This window comes from Bacteroides sp. AM16-24 (assembly GCF_003471885.1).
GTDB lineage: Bacteria > Bacteroidota > Bacteroidia > Bacteroidales > Bacteroidaceae > Bacteroides.
This window is the reverse complement of record NZ_QRKI01000031.1, coordinates 1-23,509: the sequence shown is the minus strand read 5'-3', so window position 1 is coordinate 23,509 and position 23,509 is coordinate 1. Positions and strand designations below refer to the sequence as shown.

Annotated in this window: 18 protein-coding genes, 1 tRNA gene and 1 pseudogene; 7 read left to right on the top strand and 13 right to left on the bottom strand. The window is 37.1% G+C overall.

Going from position 1 to position 23,509, the window contains the following annotated elements; all coding sequences use genetic code 11:
• Positions 1 to 60 precede the first annotated feature (60 nt).
• Complete coding sequence (locus DW182_RS21535; RefSeq protein ID WP_118296780.1) at positions 61 to 909, top strand: RteC domain-containing protein; 849 nt, start codon at positions 61 to 63, stop codon at positions 907 to 909.
• Positions 910 to 1,274: 365 nt separating this feature from the next.
• Here DW182_RS21535 and DW182_RS21530 read toward each other — a convergent pair whose 3' ends face one another.
• The 9 genes from DW182_RS21530 to DW182_RS21480 all read right to left on the bottom strand — a co-directional run bounded on the left by DW182_RS21530 (position 1,275) and on the right by DW182_RS21480 (position 11,315).
• Positions 1,275 to 2,501, bottom strand: coding sequence for a site-specific integrase (locus DW182_RS21530; protein WP_118296778.1), 1,227 nt, complete (start codon positions 2,499 to 2,501; stop codon positions 1,275 to 1,277).
• Between the two features lie 564 nt (positions 2,502 to 3,065).
• Positions 3,066 to 3,596, bottom strand: coding sequence for a hypothetical protein (locus DW182_RS21525; protein WP_117878016.1), 531 nt, complete (start codon positions 3,594 to 3,596; stop codon positions 3,066 to 3,068).
• Positions 3,584 to 4,579, bottom strand: a complete 996-nt coding sequence (locus DW182_RS21520; protein ID WP_233564203.1) for a MarR family transcriptional regulator — start codon at positions 4,577 to 4,579, stop codon at positions 3,584 to 3,586. Before DW182_RS21520 ends, DW182_RS21525 begins: the two co-directional genes overlap by 13 nt.
• Positions 4,580 to 5,718: 1,139 nt before the next feature.
• Positions 5,719 to 6,330: a hypothetical protein gene (locus DW182_RS21505; protein ID WP_118296774.1), complete on the bottom strand. Its 612-nt coding sequence runs from the start codon at positions 6,328 to 6,330 to the stop codon at positions 5,719 to 5,721.
• 845 nt (positions 6,331 to 7,175) lie between these two features.
• Positions 7,176 to 7,472, bottom strand: a complete 297-nt coding sequence (locus tag DW182_RS21500) for a hypothetical protein (protein WP_117696943.1) — start codon at positions 7,470 to 7,472, stop codon at positions 7,176 to 7,178.
• Between the two features lie 127 nt (positions 7,473 to 7,599).
• Positions 7,600 to 9,330, bottom strand: a complete 1,731-nt coding sequence (locus tag DW182_RS21495) for a tyrosine-type recombinase/integrase (protein ID WP_118296772.1) — start codon at positions 9,328 to 9,330, stop codon at positions 7,600 to 7,602.
• A gap of 70 nt (positions 9,331 to 9,400) precedes the next feature.
• Positions 9,401 to 9,476, bottom strand: a tRNA-Lys gene (locus DW182_RS21490).
• Between the two features lie 80 nt (positions 9,477 to 9,556).
• The gene (locus tag DW182_RS21485; RefSeq protein WP_007667358.1) at positions 9,557 to 10,687 is read right to left on the bottom strand and encodes an AI-2E family transporter; all 1,131 of its coding nucleotides are present in this window, start codon (positions 10,685 to 10,687) and stop codon (positions 9,557 to 9,559) included.
• A gap of 22 nt (positions 10,688 to 10,709) precedes the next feature.
• Positions 10,710 to 11,315 (bottom strand): thymidine kinase, encoded by a 606-nt coding sequence (locus DW182_RS21480; protein WP_044533669.1) that lies wholly within the window; start codon positions 11,313 to 11,315, stop codon positions 10,710 to 10,712.
• A 100-nt stretch (positions 11,316 to 11,415) separates the two neighbouring features.
• Between DW182_RS21480 and DW182_RS21475 the strand changes: the two genes are divergently transcribed.
• The 5 genes from DW182_RS21475 to DW182_RS21455 are packed head-to-tail and all read left to right on the top strand — an operon-like array spanning position 11,416 to position 15,096.
• Positions 11,416 to 12,045: a hypothetical protein gene (locus DW182_RS21475; protein ID WP_115501984.1), complete on the top strand. Its 630-nt coding sequence runs from the start codon at positions 11,416 to 11,418 to the stop codon at positions 12,043 to 12,045.
• Positions 12,046 to 12,058: 13 nt separating this feature from the next.
• A complete protein-coding gene (gene rsmI, locus DW182_RS21470) occupies positions 12,059 to 12,733 on the top strand; it encodes a 16S rRNA (cytidine(1402)-2'-O)-methyltransferase (RefSeq protein ID WP_007219747.1) in 675 nt (224 codons plus the stop codon).
• 33 nt (positions 12,734 to 12,766) lie between these two features.
• Positions 12,767 to 13,645, top strand: coding sequence for a hypothetical protein (locus DW182_RS21465; RefSeq protein ID WP_118296770.1), 879 nt, complete (start codon positions 12,767 to 12,769; stop codon positions 13,643 to 13,645).
• Positions 13,646 to 13,701: 56 nt separating this feature from the next.
• The gene (locus DW182_RS21460; protein ID WP_115501982.1) at positions 13,702 to 14,394 is read left to right on the top strand and encodes a YjjG family noncanonical pyrimidine nucleotidase; all 693 of its coding nucleotides are present in this window, start codon (positions 13,702 to 13,704) and stop codon (positions 14,392 to 14,394) included.
• A gap of 51 nt (positions 14,395 to 14,445) precedes the next feature.
• The gene (locus tag DW182_RS21455) at positions 14,446 to 15,096 is read left to right on the top strand and encodes a MarC family protein (RefSeq protein ID WP_007667351.1); all 651 of its coding nucleotides are present in this window, start codon (positions 14,446 to 14,448) and stop codon (positions 15,094 to 15,096) included.
• 59 nt (positions 15,097 to 15,155) lie between these two features.
• On the opposite strand, the gene DW182_RS21450 is transcribed toward DW182_RS21455, so the two are convergent.
• From DW182_RS21450 to DW182_RS21435, 4 genes are all read right to left on the bottom strand, one after another.
• On the bottom strand, positions 15,156 to 17,285 hold the full coding sequence (locus DW182_RS21450; RefSeq protein ID WP_118296768.1) for a C10 family peptidase: 2,130 nt from the start codon (positions 17,283 to 17,285) through the stop codon (positions 15,156 to 15,158).
• Positions 17,286 to 17,372: 87 nt separating this feature from the next.
• Positions 17,373 to 18,248 carry a Calx-beta domain-containing protein gene (locus tag DW182_RS21445; RefSeq protein WP_117707532.1) on the bottom strand — a complete coding sequence of 292 codons (876 nt, stop codon included), beginning with the start codon at positions 18,246 to 18,248 and terminating at the stop codon, positions 17,373 to 17,375.
• A gap of 26 nt (positions 18,249 to 18,274) precedes the next feature.
• Positions 18,275 to 19,837: a RagB/SusD family nutrient uptake outer membrane protein gene (locus DW182_RS21440; RefSeq protein WP_233564202.1), complete on the bottom strand. Its 1,563-nt coding sequence runs from the start codon at positions 19,835 to 19,837 to the stop codon at positions 18,275 to 18,277.
• Between the two features lie 27 nt (positions 19,838 to 19,864).
• On the bottom strand, positions 19,865 to 22,840 hold the full coding sequence (locus DW182_RS21435) for a TonB-dependent receptor (RefSeq protein ID WP_118296764.1): 2,976 nt from the start codon (positions 22,838 to 22,840) through the stop codon (positions 19,865 to 19,867).
• 453 nt (positions 22,841 to 23,293) lie between these two features.
• Between DW182_RS21435 and DW182_RS21430 the strand changes: the two are divergent.
• A pseudogene (locus DW182_RS21430) lies at positions 23,294 to 23,467 on the top strand (Arm DNA-binding domain-containing protein); the annotation flags it as partial.
• Between the last annotated feature and the right edge of the window lie 42 nt (positions 23,468 to 23,509).

Here is a 23,509-nt window from a genome sequence, read left to right as displayed (position 1 = left end):
TAAACAAATTATTAATCAGAATTCTGTTGCATTTGCAAGTTGAATTCAGCTTTTGAAAAGATGAAAGAGCTTTTAGAAAACATTTTATCAGAAATAGATGTAGAGATTGATGAGATAGACCTCTACGGTTATGATATTGTCGAAAATTCTCTTTCAATGGTACATCGTTTGCAGGCGGTTCTCAATGATTTAAAAACAAAACTGCAAACTTATTCTTTTCCAGCCAAAGAGGATGAAATTACATTCTTCAAAACACAGAAACCGGAAATTCTTGGCAGGCTGCTATTTTTCTATAAGATATACAGGATAGAAACACAATGCCCTAATGGTAGCGATGATGTGATTAGAAGTTATATCAATCGGGAACTGGATAATCTGACCTACTTCTTTAACCGTAATTTGGACTTTTACCAATATTATCGCTCTCATTCGACCTTGTATGATGAATATTATTTTATTCGTGGAAAGTCTGATTTACGCTTATGTACCGATAGCGCACAATTTGATAAAGACCCGAATTTTTCAACCGGGTATGATTATAAGGTGGCTAAAATCATAGCCAATGAAATGCTGCGTATCTATCTGAACAAAAGACTGGTAAAACTGGAAACCAATACCCAAGTAGAAGACAACCTGCAAAAGTGTCTGAAATATCCATTTCGTTTCACGGGTAAAAAGGTCTTTCTGATAGAATTAGGTTATTCCCTTGTGTCTTCGGGTGACATTAACAATGGCAACGTGGAAATAAAAGAAATGATGAACTTTCTCGGTACGGTGTTCCAAGTGGAATTAGGTGATTATTATGCCGCTTATATTGCCATGAAAGAACGGAAGAAAGACCGGACGGCATATCTTACCCGTTTGCAAGATTGTCTGATTAAGCGCATGGATGAAGACGACAGCAAATAATATTTCTTTTCGCAAGTAATTATGTTCTTGCAATAAATAGACCATTTAGTATTTCAATCCATATTGAATGGTTTATTGTTTTCATTCAATCCTGCCATATTGAAATCTTGCTTTCAATCAAGCTATCAATATTTCAATAAAACAAGATTGCAGAATTACAAAAATAAACTCATCGGTCGGGGAACGCCCAGCGGCAAGGGGCGGGACCACCCGTCCCGACGAGCGAAAAAATCTTTAGTTAGGAAATAGCTTTCTTTCATCGACAAACGACTTCGGAGTGTATTTGCCCAAGGTGTTTTGCGGCACGGAAAACAGATTTGTGTGCCACAAATCACACCTTGCTGTTATCTGACGATAACATGATTTCATCGGCTGGCAATCCTGTGTGTAGCGTCCAGCTTTTGAGCCAACATTTCCATGTCGTTACTTACCTTCAAATCGGTAATCCTCGCATAAATTTGAGTAGTCCGGATATTGGTATGACCTAAAATCTTAGATACCGTTTCAATGGGAACACCATTGGCAAGCAGTACCGAAGTCGCACAAGAATGCCTTGCGACATGATAGGTTAAGGTCTTTTCAATTCCGCAAATGGCTGCGATTTCTTTTAAGTAATCATTCATTTTCTGATTGCTGATAATGGGTAAAATCTTACCGTTTGGCAATTTATCTTTGTACTTTTCCAATATGGCTTTTGGTATATCCAGCAACCGGACGGTAGATGTAACATTCGTTTTGTGTCTTTTCCGTATAATCCACAAATTACCGTCAAATCCGGTGCGAATGTCCTCTTGTCTTAGTTCGCATACGTCAATGTAAGAAAGTGCCGTATAGCAGCTAAAAATAAACAAGTCACGCACTTGTTCCAGTCGCTTAGTGCTAAACTTGTGGTTGTAAATGGTGGTAATTTCTTCCATAGTCAGATAATCCCTATCGGTACGTTCAAACCTTACCCGATAACTCCCGAAAGGGTCGGCAGTCACTAAACCCGTATTCTTGGCAAAGTTTACTACCGTGCGAAAACGTTGTACGAACTTCATAGCCGTATTATGGCTGCACCCATAGTTATTCTTGATATACAATAGGAAATCTTCAATGAATACCACATTTATATCTTTAATGAGCATATCGGAAACGGAGTATTTAAACTTCATAAACTCCATAAGTCGTTTCTTTGTCAGTTCATAACGTGAGTAGGTTTTGTCTGCGGTATTCATTTTAACCTTTTGCAAATACTGTTCGTTGTGCTGTTTGAAGAACTCTATCAAAGTCCGTTCCCTTGCTATCTTGCCTAAAAAAGCGTTCTTTACCAGTTCTGCGGTTACATATCCGTCTTGCGCCATTAACGCATGGTAATGTTGATGAACTGTGCTACGAATACTTTCCAGCATGGAATTGATGTGTACGGCTTCTGCGGTTCTGCCGGAAGCCTTGCCTAATTCCACGCTCCAGTGAGCCGGATTTATTTCCAACTTGGTGTTAAACTGGGCTACAACTTGGTCGATAGTGATACGTGCGATAATCGGTGCATTACCGTTCTTCTTTACTGCATTTCGTTTGACGAAATAGAGTAGCTTAAAAGTACTTCTCATAATCTCTTTTTTTTAGTTACAAACTTAAATTGATAAACTGAAAATGAGATATTTGCAGTACGGACAAATCAAGACAATAAACCGCCAATTTTGGACATCCCGTGACCTAAAATCTTAGAGGGTGGACAGGTCACGAATTGGTCACGAAAGTGTGTCTTTTAGTGACCTTTTCGTGTCTTCGGTCACGGACAGTATATAAAGAAAAAACTCCTACAATACCTTGATATTGTAGGAGTTGTCTTTTCTTTGTCTGGTTTTGTCCAGCTTCTTGGTGATCCGCCTGGGGCTCGAACCCAGGACCCCAACATTAAAAGTGTTGAAACTTGGGCTGAATATCAAGCCTTTAGCGTATTTCGTGCTTAAAAGACGTTGTTAATACTATTTTGATACAAAGATACAAAGGTATTTGATACCTGCAAACTTATCTAGTATAATTAATGGCTTATAAGGGGTATGGGGTTAAATTTTACAGGTCTAGCCTGTTAAACCCCAACCCACCTAGCTTTACACGCACTTTAAATTCTGAATACCTAATAGCCTGCATCCATCGGGCTATATGTCTACTTAGTTCCATCTAAAACTAGGCTTTAGTTGCCTATTATATCCTTTAAAGTATTTAAGGAATGTATTTCTATCAACTATATAAGCCTTATCGCCTGTAACCTTGCCTTTAACATAGTATGTATTATTATATATCTTTACTTTAGTCGGCTCATATTTAAGTACTTCTTTCAATGCCTTTATAAAGTGTTTCCTTTTGGCTATTAAATGGTAGTATCTACCATCTATCTTGTATGTATGACTATAGATTGTTTCTAAGTCATTATTATTAATGCCTGTAGGTCTGTTATAGGTATAGTTCCAATATTCAAAGTAGAAGTTGTTAGTATGTTCTACTAGTGCATCTAACTTGCATTCTATGTAGTATTGCTTATCTGCTTTAGTTGCTTTAATATCATAGCTAGGGTTAAAGTCATTCAATACCTTAGTAGTATATCCTGCCTTATGTAGGTTGCCCGATATTAGTAATTCATTTGATAAGCCTTTATAATTCTTATTACTATTCCTTGTCAGTGCTTTAGTTATAAAGTCCATACTTCATTAGTTTCATTGCTAGTAAATGAAGCATCTATATTAAGTGCTTTAGTAATATATTCTAAGCTAATTTCATTTGGCTTATTAGTTATCCTCTTATTAAGCACATAAGGAATGTAGCTATTAAGAATAGGAAACTTATCTATGTTTGCCTTAATGTATTCTATTCCGTACTTTGTTATTAGTTCTTGTATATCCTCTTTAGTAATACTATACTTTCCTGCTATTCTGCTTAGTAGTTCATTGGTTCTATATACCTTTCCATTCTTCTTAATAATAGTGTCATTCCTATTAGGTGGAACTATATTATTAGTAATACACCAATAATATATAAGGTGAAATATCTTAGTATAGATAGGCTTGCTAGTATTAGATTGTTCCGCTTCTACAAAGTCGGGAACTATAGACTTATTAAGTATTAGTAGTCCATTATCAATTAGTTTAATTTGCTTAGCTTCTATAGCTATTTCTAGATACTTGTTTAATGTCTTGTTGTCTAGTCCTATTAAGTTGGCTAGTTCAGTCCTATTAATGCTTCCCTTATATGGCTTACTACTAATATACTTGTTAGTTTCTTTTAGGCATACAGACTTAATAAGAAGTAACAGACCTTTAACCTTGCAAGCATCCGTATTATTGTCTATTCCGATATTAGCTTTAAATAGACTATTATAAATGAAGTAGTAGTTGTCATTCTCTTTAGCAATATGATACTTATTATAAGTCTTATATCCTTTGTCTATTACTGCATTCTCATCCACTTTACTAATAAGTAGCCTATTCTTCTTAAGTCTAGATACACAACTTACTATAGTTCTTAGAGGTGTATTTAATTTAGCTGCTATCTCCTTTTCGGTTACTTCTGATATATAAGTAGAATAGTTCATTCTAGCCTTTATATAGGCATATACTAAAGCATCTATTAATTTATTGTTTCCATCTATCTTATTAATGTTTCTTGTTATTGTTGTATAGTGTTCCATTGTTAGCAATGTTATTGTAGTTCGTTATATAAATATCTCCATCTTTAAGAGCCTTGTTATACTTGTTAGTTCCACCTAAATACAACTTAGCTTCTTTCCTTGTATTGAATAGTTTATTATGTGGCTTATAAATGTACATAGTTATTAGCTTCTGTATTAATAAGGTCTGTCTATGTTAGTAGTGTGTATCTAATTATGCTTATGAAGTACGTAGTACGATATAAGCTAAAGTAAGTAGTGTATAAGGCTAGTATTGTATAGTAAGCAACTTTTCCCCGACTGACTATAAGCAACTTTTCCTTAGTATCATTCTATATGATATACTTATTTAGTTGGCTTATAATGTTCAATATTCCATCTAGATAAACCTGTAATGAAGTGTACTGAATTAATGTATGTCTAAAGGGCTTTAGCCCGAATAGACTAATATAAGTAGTGTTTCTAAGTAGTAGTGTATAGTAGGCAACTTTTCCCTAGTCAACTACTAGCAACTTTTACTTTAGTTCATCATACTAACCATTATCTATTAATAGGCTTATAAAGTCTGTATCCTAACTATTAAGCTATAACTATTGGAATGCAGACCTTATAAGTTGCATCTATCTATTAATTCGGATATGCTAGTTAGTATATCTTCGTCTTTCTATCTCTGATAGTTTAACTTTACCACTAATAATATATTTAGCTAGATTACACCTTTTAAAGTGTATGTAGTAACCATCTTTAATAAGTGATAGTATATTCTCTTTAGTCAGTCCTGTATTATCGGCTGCATCTTGTACACTATCATATAGTTGTTTAGTATATTTGTTGTATAGCATATTATTAAGACTTATAGTGGTATAGCTTTCTGATTCCATCTTTCATTATACGCTTCTTATTATATCCTAGGTTCTTTAGTTCTATTCCTATATCCTGCTTATTAAAGTCCATCTTATTAATATCTCCAATGTATCTACTATACTTAGTTTGCTTATCTAATATTCTTTGCCTTAATACCTGTATAGCTATAGGCTTTAATTCATCGTATGTATGATATTCTATTCCGTTATGTATCATAGCCAAATGTAATGTAAATAAAAACTAGACCACCATATACTAAGATAGGTAGCCTAGTCAACTATGAAAGAAGTATCTAGTTATTCAGTATATCTGTAGAATGTATTCGGGTCAATATCACCACTAGACTTATTAATAAGATGGTCAACGTTATAATTGTTAATTCCTAACTTATTAAACTGCTTATATAAGTCCTGTAATTGCTTTGTCAAGTCTAATACTTTATTTTGCTTATCGTTATTAGTGTAGCTAGTATATTCATCTTTAATAAGTTCATCCGCTTGTATTGTCTTGCTAGCTACATTGTTGATAATATCAATATACTTACTATCTGCTAGGTATGTATGAAGTGTAAAGCACTTATACAAGTCATCATTTAGACTATACAGATACTTACATTTACCATTAGCCATTTCACTAAACATACTATTAGTAATGGTATATTCAAAAGTACACACCTTGTTATAGTCAACCCCGAATGTATTACATATATCCTTTAATTGGCTAGAATATACTTTCTTATTAAACTTATTATCTCTATCTGCTATCAACTTAATACCCTCTATTGTAAGTAAATAGCCATTAGTAGTAAGTTCTTGGCTATGCTTATTAATAGTTTCAATTGCTTCATCTAAAGCCTTTGTTGCTTCTGTATATCCTGTATTATCAAAGTGTATAACTTGCTTCTTCATAGTTTAGTATTAATAATGTTACTTAGTCTAGTTATCTCATTCTCCAACTTATCTATCTTGCTTCTGTATAGTTCATCTTTAGTAGCCTGTATAGCATTGTTCCTTATAGCTTCTATACATAGAAAGAATACTATCATCCATATTAAGAAACTAGTTATCATTTGGTTTAATGTATAATGTAATACGGTGCTTATCTATTTGCTTCTTTATCTTTAGGTAGCCATTTAACTTAGCCCAAATTCCTACAGATACTTTATTGTCCTTGGAATAGTTCTTAATGGCTATTTCTCTTACTTCATTGAATGTGTAATATTTCATAGCTTATTAGTAATTGCTTCTATGTAGTGAAACTAACTTAGTTCCTCTTATTTGTTATAGTAATTTTAATAATGGAATTAATTAAGTAGATACTATTATAGATAGGTCGTAGTTGTATATCCTCTTATTAAGCATATACAAAGTTAGTCAACTTCTAGGGGTGTACCAAATAATAGGTTCACAAAGTGGAATATTCATCTACAGGGCATTATAAATTCGATTCTTTATCTTGCTAGGTATTCCAAAGTATTAAGAATGAAAGTTCAGATAGGTATTTTGTCTAGAAATTTATAATGCAGATTATTTCACCATATAGGATATACTATAATATTGACTTTATTTTAGTCGGTTCTAGGGGGTATTATTATAGGGTGTACCCTCTTATACATTTCTTTGTTAATAATGGCTTTAACGGTCTTATAGAACATAAAAATAGGTAGCCTATTGCTAGACTACCTAACAGAACACTACCTAAAAGGATAGGTTATTGTTTAACTTGCTGTAAGTGTTCTTATAGAATAAAGAACTTATTCCTTAATGAAGTCCAAATCTTCATCTTGTTCTAGGGCTTTGGCTTCTGCATCCTCAACCCCAAAACCTTCTAAAGCCCTTTTATAACATTCAGTTCTAAAAGTTGCATACTTGGGCTTTGCCTTTAATGCTTCTAAGTTATCCTTAGTCACACCTTTACTAGTTAAAGCCTGTATGATAGCATCATATTCGGCTTCACTTCTTAACAGGTTCTTTACTGCCTTATCTACCTTTTCTTTAGTAGTAAGGGCTTCATTCCAAATGTTCATTTGGCTTTTACCATCTTGTGCCATATTCTAGCAATTTTAAATGGGTTAAACAATAATATTAGCTATGTCCTTTTAGACCCTGCAAAGATAGTTAGTAATAACAGGACATACAAATTATTAATAAGCTAGTTTACTACTACCATTAAATAGACTATTTCAATTTAAGTATAGCTTTACTATCCTTATCATAAGTTACTTCTATATCTTCGGGTATCATCCCTTTATGTTTCATAAGTTCTATTATATCCTTTTCATTAACCCCATTAGTTAGTAAGAAGTCGGTAGTATCAATATCATTATTAATTATACTAAAAGTCTTATCTACTTCCTTGTTAAATGAAACCTTTTTAATATCCTCTTTATGTTCATCCTCTAGCTTACTAAATGCCTTACCAAATTGATAAGCTATATTATTAGTATCATCTATCTTTACAGGTTCTTCGCCTACCATCTTTAGAATTAAGTCAGGTCTTTCTTTAACTAGTCTATCATACATTACTTTCTCCTTAGTTCCTGTTTTAGACTTATCGTATAAACGTACCATAGATAAGGTATTATGCCCCGAATACCTAGCTATTTCACTATCGGGTATACCTCTTAAAGATAGTAAAGTTATAAAGGTTCTTCTACCTGTATGGCTAGATACGCAATTATATCTTTCTTTCTTGGTTACTTGTACACCTGCTATACCTGCTTGTTCGTATCTTTGTTCCTCTATACCTTTAACACCTGCCTGTTTAGCTATCTCCTTAATTCGGGTATTAAACTTCTTCTTATTGATAGTAGGTAGTTGATAGTTATACTTAGCTAGTATGTCTAAAGCCATTTGAAAGATAATATCTACTTGTACCTTTGTACCTGCCTTATCTTGTACCAAGTTAATATAAGTTCTTCCGTCTTTACGTTCTATCAACTTATCAACCTTTTCAATATCGCTGAACCTTTGCCCTGTTGTACATTCCATTAAGAATAGGTTCTTAATATCCTCATCCTCTTTAGTAGTACATTGGTAGTTGTAAAGCATAGTCAGTTCATCATCTCTAAGGGCTATCTCATCATCTATAGCCTTTTCCTTTAAAGGTTCTATTTCAATATCCGCATATTGGCTACCTTTCATAAGTCCATTATTAACTAGGTACTTCTTCATTAACTTATAGGTACATTCAACTATCTTATTAATAGAAGCACTGCTAGCCCTTTCACCTGCTTTGCCCTTTACATTGTCAATACACCATTGTTGGAAACCTTTCATTACTTCTAAAGTAATATCCTCATAGCCTTTAATATCTAAAGTAGATAGATAGCTTTCAAACTTGGTAATGAAACGTAAGTTGTTATCCTTAGTTCCGTCTTTAATACTAGTATCTTTAGATAGGTAGGTTCTTAATACCTTAGCTATATCTATTCTAGCTTCTTTAAGTTCATCTATCTTTCTATTCATTATATATTGTTTAAGTGTATTGGAATTAAGTTCGGTGTTATTATTGCAAATGTAATTAATATATTCAGTGAAACGAACATTCATTTCATCTATCTTATTATTAAGTATAGTATTATTGGCATTATCAAGCCCCGATAACAAACTACTAGTAATAGCCTGTATCTTGTTCCACTGCTTAGGATATACTTTGTAACCTGTAGATATTCTTACCTGCTTCTTATTAATGAAGCATACAAAGTAAACCATAGTAGGCTTATCTCCTTTAGGCTCTCTTAAATTGTAATGGGGCTTCACCTCTTTGTAAAAGTGTTGTGCCGTGCTTAAAAGTGGTGATTGGATTCCGTGCTTAATTTCGGTGCTTAACGTATCGGGTGAATTAGTATCATCTTTGATAGCATCGAAGTCATTAATTACAGGTGTTGAACAGGTGTTTTTAGCCATAACTTACAGGTAATTAAGGCTTTTAGGCACAAAAAAAGAGGAACAAAGTATTAACTTCATTCCTCTTACTTGGTGATCCGCTTGGGGCTCGAACCCAAGACCCCAACATTAAAAGTGTTGTGCTCTACCTGCTGAGCTAGCGAATCAAACTTTTATTGCTGTTAAGCGGGTGCAAAGATAGGTACTTTTATTTAATTTGCAAGGAATATGAGGAAAAAAGTTTGCATTATTTTTCTTCTATACCTTCTACTGGTTGATCCTCAGTGGTTTCTGTCTTATAAATATTTTCTTGATTAATGATGTATCGTTGATAATAGGAGAGCATTAGAGTGGTCAGCGGCAAAGCTATAATCATACCCAACATTCCCATTAACGATCCCCAAATAGATAGAGAGAGCAGGATGATGGCTGGGTTCAAACCGGTAATCTTTCCCATGATGCGAGGAACGAGATAGCCATCTTGTATGATTTGTACCACTATGAATACAGCGGCAGCCGAAGCTATGATGATCCAGAAATTATCACCGGTATCCGCAGCTTTCAGAATGGCAAGCATGATGGTGGGGACAAAACCAATGATTTGTAGGTAGGGCACCATATTCAGTGCACCGATGAATAATCCCAAACCAATGGCTAGCGGGAAATCAATAATCAGAAAGCCAATGCTGAATAGAATGCCTACGCACAAAGCTACTAATGCCTGTCCGCGGAAATATCTGTTCATGCCGTCTTTTACATCATTCAGTATGCCGGTTACTGTTTTCCGATATTTCTTTGGCATCAGGTGTGCCCAGCCTTCGGAAATGCTTTCGTAATCAAGCAGAATAAATACTATATATAATAGGATAAGGAAGACGGTGAAGAACCCGAATAAGAGGTTGATAGACTCCGATATTAGCGACCATAACTTAGGAACGGTTACTTTAAGGGCATCCAATATATTCTCCTGGCTGAACATTTGCTCTAAGATGTGAAGGTCGATATTTTGCCGGATAAATTCGGAGAGGGTAGTGGGGACATTGCTTGCTGTATGAGTGGTACTGAAGTATTCTATCAATAAATCCTTTACCCGCAGGAATTCCTGAATCATGGGCGGCACAAGCAGATAGAACGCAACGCTTCCTATAACAGTGAGAGTAAGCAAGGCGCAAAAGATAGATATTATTCTGTTTTTTAGCCGTAGCTTATGCTGGAAGAAGCTTACTAATGGGTATATCAGATAAGCAATAAGCCAGGCAAGGAAGAACGGAAGCAATACGCCGCTCAATCGCTTCAGGAGCATTAATACCCCAATGATGATAGCACCGAGAATGACAGCACGGATAAAGCTGTCGAATGTAATTTTCTTACGCTCCATAAGGCTTTTGCTTTTTTATAGTTTATTCACCGGCGGCAGTCCGGTCTCCCTTTATTGCCCGCAGATAACATTCCCGACAGAGGGGTTCGTATTCAGCTGTTTCTCCCAAGAGGACTTGTTTGTCGTTCTTGACAGTGCGGTGTGAGAAGGAGGCTAATTGTCCGCACTTCACACAAATAGCGTGGACCTTGGATACTTCATCGGCAATGGCACAAAGTCCGGGCATAGGGCCGAAGGGAAAACCGCGGAAGTCCATATCCAGACCTGCTACAATAACACGTATGCCATTATTGGCAAGTTCATTACATACATCAATCAGACCATTATCAAAGAATTGTGCTTCGTCGATACCTACTACATCGATTTCTGAAGTGAACAGCAGGATACTTGCCGATGAATCAATCGGTGTAGAGGCAATGGAATGGCTGTCGTGAGATACGACCTCTTCTTCCGAATAGCGTGTGTCAATGGCAGGTTTGAATATTTCTACATGCTGTTTGGCGAATTTAGCGCGCTTCAGACGGCGGATCAGTTCTTCTGTCTTACCGGAGAACATTGAGCCGCATATAACTTCAATTCTCCCTCTACGATTGGTTTCCTGTATATGGTCTTCCGAGAATAATACCATTGTTTTAAAATGTTTATTTTAGCCGCAAAAATAACACTTTTAATGGCTTTCCGATATTTTTTCATTATTTATTTCTACATTTGCGGCATTAACATTTGTGATGCGAAAGGAAATGCAGACATTATTGGACGACATAGAACTGGATATTCAGGAACTGAAATATTTAATGCAAGTTCTTGCAACAGACGCCAACCCTACATTGAAGGTAGTAGCTAAACGGAATATACAGCAGATGCGTGCACGACTGGATGCTTTGCAGAAACTGCTGGACGAAACTTCCGTAGAGGTAGTTGGCATTCCTGAAGCTCCTGTCGCTCCAGTGGTTATTCCTGAACCGGCCGCTGTTCCTGAATCGGTTAAGCCGGCTCCTGTAGAACCGGTCGTTGGTGAAATCACTAAGCCGGTAGAGATCGTATCTCCCAAGCCAGAGTCTAAACCCAAATCCGAGCCTGAACCGTCCGCAATAATATCTTCTGCATCGCCTATTTTAGCAGAACGGATAAAACCAGCTACTGATCTGCGGCATGCCATCAGTCTGAATGACTCATTCCGATTTGCCCGTGAGATTTTTGGTGGTGATACTGCCCGTATGAATGAAGTTATACGTCAGTTGGGTGTTGCTCCTTCATTGGAAAAGGCATTGGAACTCTTTTCTTCTACCGTTAATCCTGATGAAGAGAATGAAACGGTGATTGATTTTATAGAACTTCTTAAGAAATATTTCAGCTAAAGCAGTTACGGATATGGGAAAACTTTATGTAGTGCCTACTCCGGTAGGTAATTTGGAAGATATGACATTCCGGGCTATTCGTATTCTGAAAGAGGCGGATTTGATTCTTGCCGAAGATACACGCACTTCCGGAATTTTACTGAAGCATTTTGAAATAAAGAACGCAATGCAATCCCATCATAAGTTTAATGAACATAAAATGGTGGAAAGTGTTGTTAATAGAATAAAGGCAGGTGAAACTGTTGCGTTAATATCGGACGCAGGCACACCGGGAATTTCCGATCCTGGCTTTTTGGTAGTGCGTGAGTGTGTTCGTAACGGTATTGAAGTACAATGTTTGCCGGGGGCTACAGCTCTTGTGCCAGCTTTGGTTGCTTCGGGCTTGCCGAATGAAAAATTCTGTTTCGAAGGTTTTCTTCCGCAGAAGAAAGGACGCATGACGCGTCTGAAGATATTGGCAGAGGAACGCCGTACCATGGTGTTTTATGAGTCTCCCCACCGTCTGGTGAAAGCGTTAACTCAGTTTGCAGAGCATTTCGGTGCGGAACGTCAGGCATCTGTATCCCGGGAGATCTCGAAGATGCACGAAGAAACGGTGCGTGGCAGTCTGACTGAATTGATTGAGCATTTCACAGCCAATGACCCGCGTGGAGAAATAGTAATAGTAGTAGCAGGAATAGACGATTAAATAACTTCATTAACCAACGTAAAACAAAAGCGTATGAGAAAGTTAGCAGTTTTAATTGTATGTGCGGCCGTTATGGCATCGTGCGACGGCTTGTCAGGTGGAAGTAAAGACCAACTGAAAGCTGAAAATGATTCTCTTTTGATGGAACTTACTCAGCGTAATGCTGAACTGGATGAAATGATGGGTACTTTCAATGATATCTCTGAAGGCTTCCGCCAAATCAATGCCGCCGAAAGTCGCGTAGACTTGCAGCGTGGTGCGGTTTCAGAAGGTTCTTTATCAGCTAAACAGCAGATTGCCACTGATATTGAATTTATCCAGAAACAAATGCAAGAAAACAAAGAGCAGATCGCTAAACTGGAAGCTATGCTGAAAAGTAGCAAGAATAACTCTACCCAGTTGAAGAAAGCTGTAGAATCTCTGACTCAGGAATTGGTAGCCAAAACCCAGCGTATCGAGGAATTGCAGGCTGAACTTGCCTCTAAGAATATTCGTATTCAGGAACTGGATGCAGCTGTGACTGGCCTGTCAACTGACAAAGAAGTGCTTACTGCCGAAAATGAAGCGAAAGCCAAAACCGTAGCTGAGCAAGATAAGGCACTGAACACAGCTTGGTTTGTTTTCGGAACAAAGAAAGAACTGAAGGATCAGAATATTCTGACAAATACCGGTCTCTTCCAGAAAAAGCAAGTGCTTAAGGATGGTGACATCAATAAGGATTACTTTACTCAGGTTGATATTCGTACGACGAAAGAAATTAAGTTGTATTCCAAGAGTGCAGATGTCTTGACTACTCATCCGGCAGGTTCTTATGCTTTGGAGAAAGATGATAAAGATCAGCTCGTTCTGAAGATTACGAATCCGAAAGATTTCTGGAACGTATCCAGATACCTGGTTATCCAAGTAAAATAACTTAATTAAATTATAAGAATGGCGGGGAAAGGTTATCCCTGCCATTTTCTTTTTATATGCAGTACAAGAATATTTTTTTCGACCTGGATGATACTCTCTGGGCCTTTTCTTTTAATGCCCGTGATACATTTGAGGAAATGTATCGCAAATATGAATATGATCGCTATTTTCGGTCTTTTGAACATTTCTATGAACTCTATGAGAGGCGTAATATCGAATTGTGGGCAGAATATGCAGATGGAAAAGTGACAAAAGAAGAATTGAATCGTCAACGTTTTCTCTATCCGCTGGAGGCAGTAGGAGAGGGGGATACGGCTTTAGCGAAAGCTTTTTCTGATGACTTTTTTGCGGTTATTCCTACAAAAAGTAGATTGATGCCCCATGCGCAGGAAGTGCTGGAATATTTGGCACCTAAATATAATCTTTATATCCTTTCCAATGGATTTCAGGAACTGCAATGCCACAAAATGCGTTCTGCCGGAATTGACCATTACTTCAAGAAAGTAGTTCTATCAGATGATATTGGTGTCCTAAAGCCATGGCCCGAGATTTTCCATTTTGCCATGTCGGCTACCCAGTCTGAACTGCGTGAGTCGTTGATGGTGGGTGACAGCTGGGAAAATGATATAAAGGGTGCTCAGGGAGTAGGCATACATCAGGTGTTCTATAATGTAACGGGACGTACCGAGTTACCATTTAAGCCTACTTATCAGATTACAGATTTGAAAGAGTTGCTCCAATTGTTGTGACATTGAGGGATTAGTTGTAATTTTGTCAGCGTAAACACATAATTTGCAGCTATGGATACTATTTTACCTTTCGCTTTGCTTTGTTTCACTTCTTTCTTTACGTTGACAAATCCTCTCGGGACTATGCCTGTCTTTCTGACTATGACCCATGGAATGACGGATAAGGAACGGCAGTCTGTAGTGTCTCGTGCTACATTAGTGGCTTTCATCACGATTATGGTCTTTACTTTTGCAGGTCAGTTCCTGTTCAAGTTCTTTGGAATCTCTACAAACGGATTTCGTATAGCAGGTGGTGTCATCATCTTTAAAATCGGTTTTGATATGTTGCAAGCACGTTATACACAAATGAAATTGAAAGATGAAGAGATTAAAACTTATGCCGATGACATCTCCGTCACTCCTTTAGGGATTCCGATGCTTTGCGGTCCCGGTGCCATAGCAAACGCCATTGTGTTGATGCAGGATGCCCACACTATCCAAATGAAAGGTGTATTAATTGGAATGATTGCTTTTATCTACTTGATTACATTTTTCATCTTGCGTGCCTCTACGCGACTGGTAAAAGTTTTAGGGGAAACGGGAAATAATGTGATGATGCGCCTGATGGGGCTTATTCTGATGGTAATTGCTGTGGAGTGTTTCGTGAGTGGGGTAAAGCCGATATTGGTGGATATTTTGAAAGAAGGAAGTTTAACTATATAATAGAAAGGATGAATTCTTGATTTCTCAAATGAATTCATCCTTTTTATTTGTACGGATATTTAGCGTTTTGGATTGTACAATACTTTTAGAGTATTTTTACCTTGCCTTAGGATATATAGTCCACTTTGAGACAATGGAATGGTTATTTGTGTTCCTTTTACGCTCGTTATCTTAACTCCCTGACTAGAAAATATATCAATATCTTCGCTGGAATTTTCACTTGTGATTTCTAAACCGGTATTTGTAGGAATGACCTTTAACCCTTTAGAAGGTTCGGTTTGCCCAATACCTGTTTCTACATCTTTAATTGTGAAAACCAGTCTCAACTCACTGTTGGTAAACTGTTTCCAGGTGTCATCTTTACGGTAACTTCCTATAGCATAGTATTCTCCAACTGGTAAATCGGGATTCCCTGTGATAGTGATAGTGCTGGAAGTATTACTTGGTATTACAGTATAATCGCTAATGCGCGTGTATGGGAGTAACGCTCCGTTCTTACGTATATATATGGCAAAATCATCTTCATATTTTAGACCTTTATTTTCGATTTGTATTTTGAAAGATATATCTTTTCCTTCTACAGCTTCACCAATAAGTTCTGCAGGAGCAAGTTGATACAAATCGGAACTGTTCTCTATGCTGCTTAGTAGGACACTGTTAGCAGTAAGCTCTACACTATAACAGATACTTCTACCTTCCAGACCACGTAACATGCTTGGTGCTTTTTCACCTTCCTTTTGTGAGGCAAAATGAAGTTGATATTTGCCGTTAGGTACAGTAGATGGAATTGTGCCGCTGAATGTAATACTATTCCAACCACTTCCTACACCAATGTTGGAAATTGAAGTGGGTGTTGTAAGAAATGTGATGAACTCATCTCCTTGATATAGGGCTAATCCGATGACACCACTCATAGGAGTAGAAGTGTTCCATATTTTGGTAAACTTAGCACTGATACTTTCATTTCTTTCATATTGATTTTTTGTAATATCCATGCTTCCCTCTAATGTAAAGCCACTAATAACTTCTCCTGTTGTCTTCGGTTGTACAAGGAGCATAATATATTGCATATCATTATAGGCGCCACTTCCACTTCCTGTGCCACCTGATCCTGGATTCAGGGAGCTTAAGGAATAATATCCATTTGCATATCCGCTCCATCCCCAGTTAAAATGATACATGTCATTCTCATCACAGCCATCCAATACGAATGCATGACCTCCTTCGGTGCTTTGTCCACTGTATAGAACAGGGCGCCCGGCAATCAATTCTTTTTGAATCATATTTTTCCAGCGTCCTTCAGTATTATAATCACGTCCTTCAAAGTATATATTAGGATTATACCCGAAAAATTTTGTCAGGGCATTGTATTGTTTAAAGATGCCTGCTCCACTACCGCCGGCTGCACTTAGGTTATAATCCATATCCATAGCTACACCACAGTGGAGCATCAATTCGGCTACAGCTTTCTTTTGTTCTTCAGTTGCTGCATTTGTATATTGAGGCAGCATCAGATCCCATTTATAGTTGGTCTCTTCAAAGTTTACGGAAAGTGATTTTTTTAAAGTTGCGGTTGTATAACTGTAACTTCCTGTTCCGTGTTTGGGATATTCATAATATTTCATTACCATGGCAAGTGCCGTAGCAGCACAGCCAGTAACAGTGAGTTCTCCTTTTTCTTCCGGACAATCCAGATTATAAGGATTTCCTTGGTCCCATTCTATTTTGTCCAATAGAGGTGTGACTACTGGAGGAATTACTCTTGTTGCCGAATTTTGAACTTCAGTTGGGTTCTTCACAGAATTGCCGTTTGTATTCATTCGTTTTATTTCAGCAGTATAGAAATCCAACCAATACCTAACGTTGGCAGGTAAATGTTCATAATTCAGATTTCCTTTATCTGAATATGCTAGTACTTCCCGTGCACAATCATCCCCTGAAATGATGACGAATCCACTATCATTCCCTGTATTGATGATATAATAAGCAGGATAAACCATAGTTCGTGTCTGTATGTTTTGTCCATTTGTCAGTCTTAACTCCTTTGTATCAATGTGTTTCATATTGACATGAGAACGTACAAATGTGCGGGCAACTTCTAATGCTTGCTGCGGAGTGCGCGGAGCTGCAAAAAGCCGTCCTGAACAGACCAGGAAAGCCAGAATAAGGATGATAATAGCTTTTTTCATATTTCAATCTTATTAATGATGAAAAGGCTATGCCATAAAAGTAGCATAGCCTTCTCTATACATAAAGTCAATTATTCAAAGAACAATTTATTTTTTGACCATGTAGCATTCTGCATATACAGCCCAATAGCCTGCATACTCTCCGGAGTCGAATACACCTACACCGATAATTCCGTTAGGATCAAAGTCAATCCTGTCGAATGTTTCATTCCAAGTACCTTCTAGGGATTTGGATAATGCTGCAGTAAGATCCATTGGACATACCCGTACTTCACCCACAAATCCAAAATTGTATTTTGCATAAGTCGGTCCTTGCACTAGAGAAAGTGTCTCGGAAGCTTTATTATAATCTACAGTCCAAGGTATGGTTGCATCATATCCCTTTCCATCTGTAAATCCATTGAAGACATAACTCTTTTCTAGGTTTGCTTCATCTCCACCATCAGAGATTGTTACAGTAAAGCTAACTGCACTACCGTCTGTTGCTTTTACAGCATTAAATGTCCAAGTGCCCATCAGTTTGAAATATGGATTCTTATCCACATCTTTTAGTATAACATTGCATGTAGAGGTTGCTCCTGTCTGTGCACCTTCTACATTTTCAATAGTTACTTTCAGATTACGGTCATCATTCTCAGTCATACCATCATCTAATAAACGAATCTCGCAACCAAAAGTATCATTGGCATCAGTAGGAATATAAACGGTTGTAGTGGTAACAATATAATGTTCGTTTACAATGGCACTGCCATCTTCAACTTTAAATGTTACTTTAATCATTCCATTTCGTTCGCCCTCAATTGTTAGAGGAACTTTTACTATGCCGGCATTCTCATTGAACGTCACTTCTGATTGTGTAAATGAGACTGTCGTACTTGCACTGTTCATTGCTGGATCATCATCCGAACATCCGACAATGAAGATTGTCAATAAAGCCAATAAATATATATTCAAATATTTCATATTTCAAAAGTTAAGAATTCAACAAATTAATATCCGGGATTTTGTTGGCCTTTGATCTGCGGATTAACGTCTGTTTCCGATTTAGGAATGGGCCATACCATTCGGAAGTCATCAGCTGTTTTAGTTAAAGCTGTTGTATTGGTACCACCAGGCAATAAAACCAAAGCTGCGTCCTGAGTTGCATCTTCACGATTTACTCCTAATCCCCACCGTTTCAAATCTGTCAGACGAAAACCTTCGCCAACTAATTCTTTGTGACGTTCGTCTTGGATATCAGCTAATAAAGTGTTCGGGCTATTATAAGTAACATCTACATAATCTACAAGGCGACTAGCTCTTAGTAAGTTCAGATATTTTGCTCCGTTAACGATGTCGTTGTTACCTACATAGGCTTCAGCTGCAATCAGATACTGTTCTGAAATCCGGAAAGGCTTCGATTTATTAGTATAATGATTGTCAACGCTTACTACATTATAAATATCCGGATTACCAGGATATTTGTCGAATACGTAAATATCTCCTGTTGCACCGGTAGAGACTTTTAATGTGAAAGGAGCAAAATAAGCAGCAAAACGAATATCACGATCTTGTTCATAAAGGTCGATAAGCTTTTGTGAAGGAATGTAGTCCATTACTTGTGAAGAAGGATCATCCTTTTTATACTGTCCCCAGAAACTGGTTCCTGTGGCGCTTCCCAATTCATCTGCACTCATGTAAATTTGCCAGATTACTTCAGAACCAGTATCTTTTACCCACATATTACGGAAAGCTTCTCCTCCGTCTTCCGAGTTCAATAAAGGGTATTTCCCTGTATTGATCAGCGAAGTCGAGTTACTGATAGCTGTTGTATAATCTTTCATTTGCAATGCAACGCGTGCTTGAAATGCTGTTACTATATCTTGCGAAATATAGTTTAAAACGTTTTGTGCTTGAGTAACCGTTTTACTTGTATTTACAAGTTTCTTAGCCTCTGTCAAATCACTAAGGATTTGTTCATAGGTTGCTTTCAAAGAAGAACGTCCCGGATAAGCACTTGCATCTGATGTCGGAGAATAGACCAATTGCAGGGGTAAGCCTAAATCACTTTCTGCAGTTGCAGGGTTGTAAGCTTTGCAAAAATACCCCACTAATTGAAAGTAGTTATAAGCTCTTGTGAAATATGCTTCACCGGCATAAGCTGCAATAAGTTCTTTATTTGCATCACTCAAATCGGTAACAGTACCATCCAGCACTTTATTGTAACCATCAATAAAGTAGTTACACCGTGCAATGTGTGCATAATGATTTTGCCATACACCTTCTACGTTGCCGTCTGAAGATTGGAAGTCCCAGCGATACTGATTACCATATGAATTGGAAAAACCAGCTGTGGCATGGAAATCATCGCATTGTAATTCAGGGGTTAATATGTATCCACCTGTCGTTATGGAACGATAGTAGGAATATATTCCGATACGTGCATTTGTAAAGTCGTTCATTGTTGCCAGGTATTGAGACTCTTCAACTGAGCTGTATGGGTATTTTTCCATATCGCAGGAAGAGAGACCTGTAACAAGCAATGTTGCTAATATGATATATATTTTCTTCATTGTTTTAATCTCTTTTGTAGTTAATGTTTAGAAAGTAAGTTCAAGGCCGAATGAGAATTGCTTTGTATTCGGATAGTTTCCTAATTGCATATTACTGTTGATCTCCGGATCAAATCCTTTGTATTTAGTAACAGTTAATAAATTACGTCCTACAAAGAATATTTTTGCATCTTCAATGAATCCAGTTTTTTTCATTATGCGTTGAGGCATAGTATAACTTACGGTTAAATTTTTCAGACGCATGAATGAAGCATTCTCCAGTAAATGAGAATCAAATTGCATAGGAGAGTCCGGAGTCGAGATATTGGTTATATCACCGGGCTTTTGCCACATAGTCAACATTTCAGTGGTTTGATTGCGGCTGTTGGCCATTTGTGGATTCTCTGTAAACCAGCGTTCGTTATTTACCATGTATTGCCCAAGCATAAATGAGAAATCAGCGCTGACCGTTATACCTTTCCAAGCGAGTCGAGTACCGAAACCACCTGACCATGGAGCATAGCGTTGCTTTCCTAAAAAGACAGCATCATCTGCGGAATAAGTTTTAGTTAAATTTCCATTCTTATCATACCACGTATTGTAACCATCTCGTGGATCGACACCTGCCCATCTGGTATAATAATATTCTCCGTATGGTTTGCCTACTTCAAGTTTCAGACCGGTATTTGCCAATACATATTCGTCCAGTCCATTAAATAATTGAGTAATTTCATTCTTATTATAGTTCACGTTAGCTGAGATAGTCCAGTCAAAACCGTTAACATCTCTCAATACATCTACATTTGCAGTAATATCTACTCCTCGGTTACGCATATTTGCTACGTTGCCCCAACCCGATGCAAAACCGGTTGTAAAAGAGTAAGGGATTTCCATAAGCATATTTTCTGTCATGCGGTTATAAAATTCTATATCCAAACTTACACGATCAAACAGGCGAGTACTTAATCCGACATTTGTAGATTTAACAACTTCCCAAGTCAAATCGGGATTGGCTGGATTGGCAACTGCAGTACCACTCTGCCCACCATATAATGGACCTGTTCCAATTAGACCAAATGACATATAAGGGTCAAGACCTGAAGAGTTACCTACAGAACCGTAACTAGCTTTTAACTGTAATTGATTCAACCAAGAGACGTCACTCAGGAAATTTTCTTTCTTTAAATCCCACATTGCACCTGCAGACCAGAAATTACCCCATTGAGAATTCAAACCAAACAATGATGAACCATCTCTACGATAAGTAAGGTCTAAATAGTACTTTTCATCATAATTATAGCTGAAAGTAGCAAAGTAAGAATTAAAAATCTTATCATATTTTGAGTGAGAAGGCATTGTTGCATTACTTGCTGCACTTAATAGCATTAAACGCGGATCAGTTAACCCCTCTACCTCAGATGTAAATGATTGGTTTTTGGTAATAATAGATTCTTGTCCTATTAGGGCACTGAAATTATGATTATTCCATGCTGTAAATTTATACTCTGCAGTATTAGTATAGGTAAATGAGTAATAGCGTTGGAAAGACTCTGTTGCACTACCTGCACCTTCAAACGGGCCAATAGGTAAAGCCTTATAAGAGTATCGATAATCAAAAGCTTCAACAGCTTGAGCTGCACGAATATTCAATCCTTTGATTGGATTGATATTGATAAATGTATTGCCATTGATACGTGCCATATCGCGTGAAGCAGGTTGTATCTCTGATAAATAATATGGATTATAGTAATTTAATTTATCGAAGTAGTCCAAGCGGTCACCATAACCAATGAAATTTCCATTGTCATCACGTAAAACTTCATAGTAGCTTTGGTCCGGGCGATAAACGCGGGCTGCATATGCTTTATTATATACTTGATTAGCAGTAGTACCAAAAGCTGCTGTAGCATACTTTTGATATGATAGATTTAAGTTTACCCCTGCCTTTAACCATTTAGTTATATTTGTTTCGATGTTTGAGCGCAGTGTCTCACGGCGTAAATTAGAATCATCCATTATACCATCGGCATCATAATGTCCGAAGGATAAGAAGTAATTTAAACTTTCCGTTCCACCGGAAATACTCAAGTCATATTGCTGCATAGGTGCTGTACCTCCAAAGAACACATCAGCCCAATCTGTAGAAATTCCGTTTTTAATATAGAAATCCTTTTCGCTTTGAAAAGACTGATTCGTTTTCAATGATGGGTCAAGTACTTCCTGCAAGTTCAGCCATTGTTCGGCATTCATCATGGTAATGTTATCTCCAGTCATTTTCGATACACCATATTGGGCGCTTATCGTAATTTTGGCCTTTTCTCCTCTTTTTCCTCTTTTAGAAGTTAAGATTACAACACCGTTTGCTGCACGTGAACCGTAAATGGCAGTTGAAGATGCATCTTTCAATACGGTCATACTTTCAATATCATTGGGATTTAATGCAGTAAATGCACCGGAAGAAATAGGAGAGCCATCCAATATAAATAATGGTTCAGAACTACTATTAATAGAACTAACACCACGCAAACGCATCTGTACCGTTCCACTAGGTTCTCCGCTAGGAGTAAATACTTGCAAACCTGCAACTTGTCCTTGCAAAGCATCCCCGATGTTTGCAACAGGTTTTTTCTCCAGTTTTTCACCACTTACAGCTGTAACAGAACCAACAACTGAACCCAGCTTCTTACTAGAACCATATCCTACAATAACAACCTCGTCTAATAAGGCTGCATCTGCCTTCAATACGATCTTTAAGTTAGGTTTAATTGCCACTTCTTGTGTCTGCATACCAATGTACGAAACCTGCAAAGTCTTCGCAGAACTTGGTACGTTCGATAAAGTAAAATCACCATCTACACCGGTAATAGTACCAAGTTGAGTACCTTTTACCAATACAGAGGCTCCAATAACTGGCTGCCCATCTTCTTCAGAAATCACAACACCCGTGATGGTCTGAGTTTGGGCAGTTACTAGGCCTATTCCAACAAAAAGACAGGCCAATAACAGCATTAATTTTCTTTTCATAAATTCTCTCTTAAAGTTTAACTTTACATTAATTGTTTCTTTACTCTAACAAAATGCAAATATATTAATAAAACTGAAACGAACAATTATTTTGTTGAAAAAACCTTGTAAATCTATCAATTTGTTAACTGAACGCTTGTTTTTATGCTTAACAGCAGCTTTTTTGCACTAAAAAAGTCTAAATAACTATTTAAATACTATCACTATGAAGCCCCTTCTTTACTGTTATTCCTTAATATACCCCTTCTCTTTTAAACAAAAAGTGTTAATAATGCATGTCGGAGGAATAAAATTGAAAGCCAATTTACGTAGATTTACCTTTTTTATAAAGGAAATACAAAATAGCAAAAACTCTTTTGAGGCATAGTTTTGCAGATATTAAGCCTTATTTAGTTCTTCTATAGCACATTATCCCGTCTTATTTGTTCATAGTATTAACTAAAACAACTAATGATGAACAAGATTATTTACAGTTTGGTGTACAACAGGAAAAAGAGCCTTAACAAGAAAGGTATGGCTCTGGTACAGGTAGAGGCCTATCTGAACAGGAAAAAGAAGTATTTTTCGACAAAAGTCTACTTGAGACCCGACCAATGGGATGCAAAGAAACTACTAGTTAACCTACATTATTCATAGTGGATTCATTTCAGGTTATCAAAACAGATATGG

Excerpts from the sequence above, each read along its gene's own strand:
- DW182_RS21530 (WP_118296778.1), bottom strand. The coding sequence starts at position 2,501 with ATGAGAAGTACTTTTAAGCTACTCTATTTCGTCAAACGAAATGCAGTA.
- DW182_RS21440 (WP_233564202.1), bottom strand. The coding sequence starts at position 19,837 with ATGAAGAAAATATATATCATATTAGCAACATTGCTTGTTACAGGTCTC.
- DW182_RS21495 (WP_118296772.1), bottom strand. The coding sequence starts at position 9,330 with ATGGCTAAAAACACCTGTTCAACACCTGTAATTAATGACTTCGATGCT.
- DW182_RS21480 (WP_044533669.1), bottom strand. The coding sequence starts at position 11,315 with ATGGTATTATTCTCGGAAGACCATATACAGGAAACCAATCGTAGAGGG.
- DW182_RS21535 (WP_118296780.1), top strand. The coding sequence starts at position 61 with ATGAAAGAGCTTTTAGAAAACATTTTATCAGAAATAGATGTAGAGATT.
- DW182_RS21460 (WP_115501982.1), top strand. The coding sequence starts at position 13,702 with ATGCAGTACAAGAATATTTTTTTCGACCTGGATGATACTCTCTGGGCC.
- DW182_RS21520 (WP_233564203.1), bottom strand. The coding sequence starts at position 4,579 with ATGGAACACTATACAACAATAACAAGAAACATTAATAAGATAGATGGA.
- DW182_RS21455 (WP_007667351.1), top strand. The coding sequence starts at position 14,446 with ATGGATACTATTTTACCTTTCGCTTTGCTTTGTTTCACTTCTTTCTTT.
- DW182_RS21525 (WP_117878016.1), bottom strand. The coding sequence starts at position 3,596 with ATGGACTTTATAACTAAAGCACTGACAAGGAATAGTAATAAGAATTAT.
- DW182_RS21485 (WP_007667358.1), bottom strand. The coding sequence starts at position 10,687 with ATGGAGCGTAAGAAAATTACATTCGACAGCTTTATCCGTGCTGTCATT.
- DW182_RS21435 (WP_118296764.1), bottom strand. The coding sequence starts at position 22,840 with ATGAAAAGAAAATTAATGCTGTTATTGGCCTGTCTTTTTGTTGGAATA.
- DW182_RS21445 (WP_117707532.1), bottom strand. The coding sequence starts at position 18,248 with ATGAAATATTTGAATATATATTTATTGGCTTTATTGACAATCTTCATT.
- DW182_RS21465 (WP_118296770.1), top strand. The coding sequence starts at position 12,767 with ATGAGAAAGTTAGCAGTTTTAATTGTATGTGCGGCCGTTATGGCATCG.
- DW182_RS21500 (WP_117696943.1), bottom strand. The coding sequence starts at position 7,472 with ATGGCACAAGATGGTAAAAGCCAAATGAACATTTGGAATGAAGCCCTT.
- DW182_RS21450 (WP_118296768.1), bottom strand. The coding sequence starts at position 17,285 with ATGAAAAAAGCTATTATCATCCTTATTCTGGCTTTCCTGGTCTGTTCA.
- DW182_RS21505 (WP_118296774.1), bottom strand. The coding sequence starts at position 6,330 with ATGAAGAAGCAAGTTATACACTTTGATAATACAGGATATACAGAAGCA.
- rsmI (WP_007219747.1), top strand. The coding sequence starts at position 12,059 with ATGGGAAAACTTTATGTAGTGCCTACTCCGGTAGGTAATTTGGAAGAT.
- DW182_RS21475 (WP_115501984.1), top strand. The coding sequence starts at position 11,416 with ATGCGAAAGGAAATGCAGACATTATTGGACGACATAGAACTGGATATT.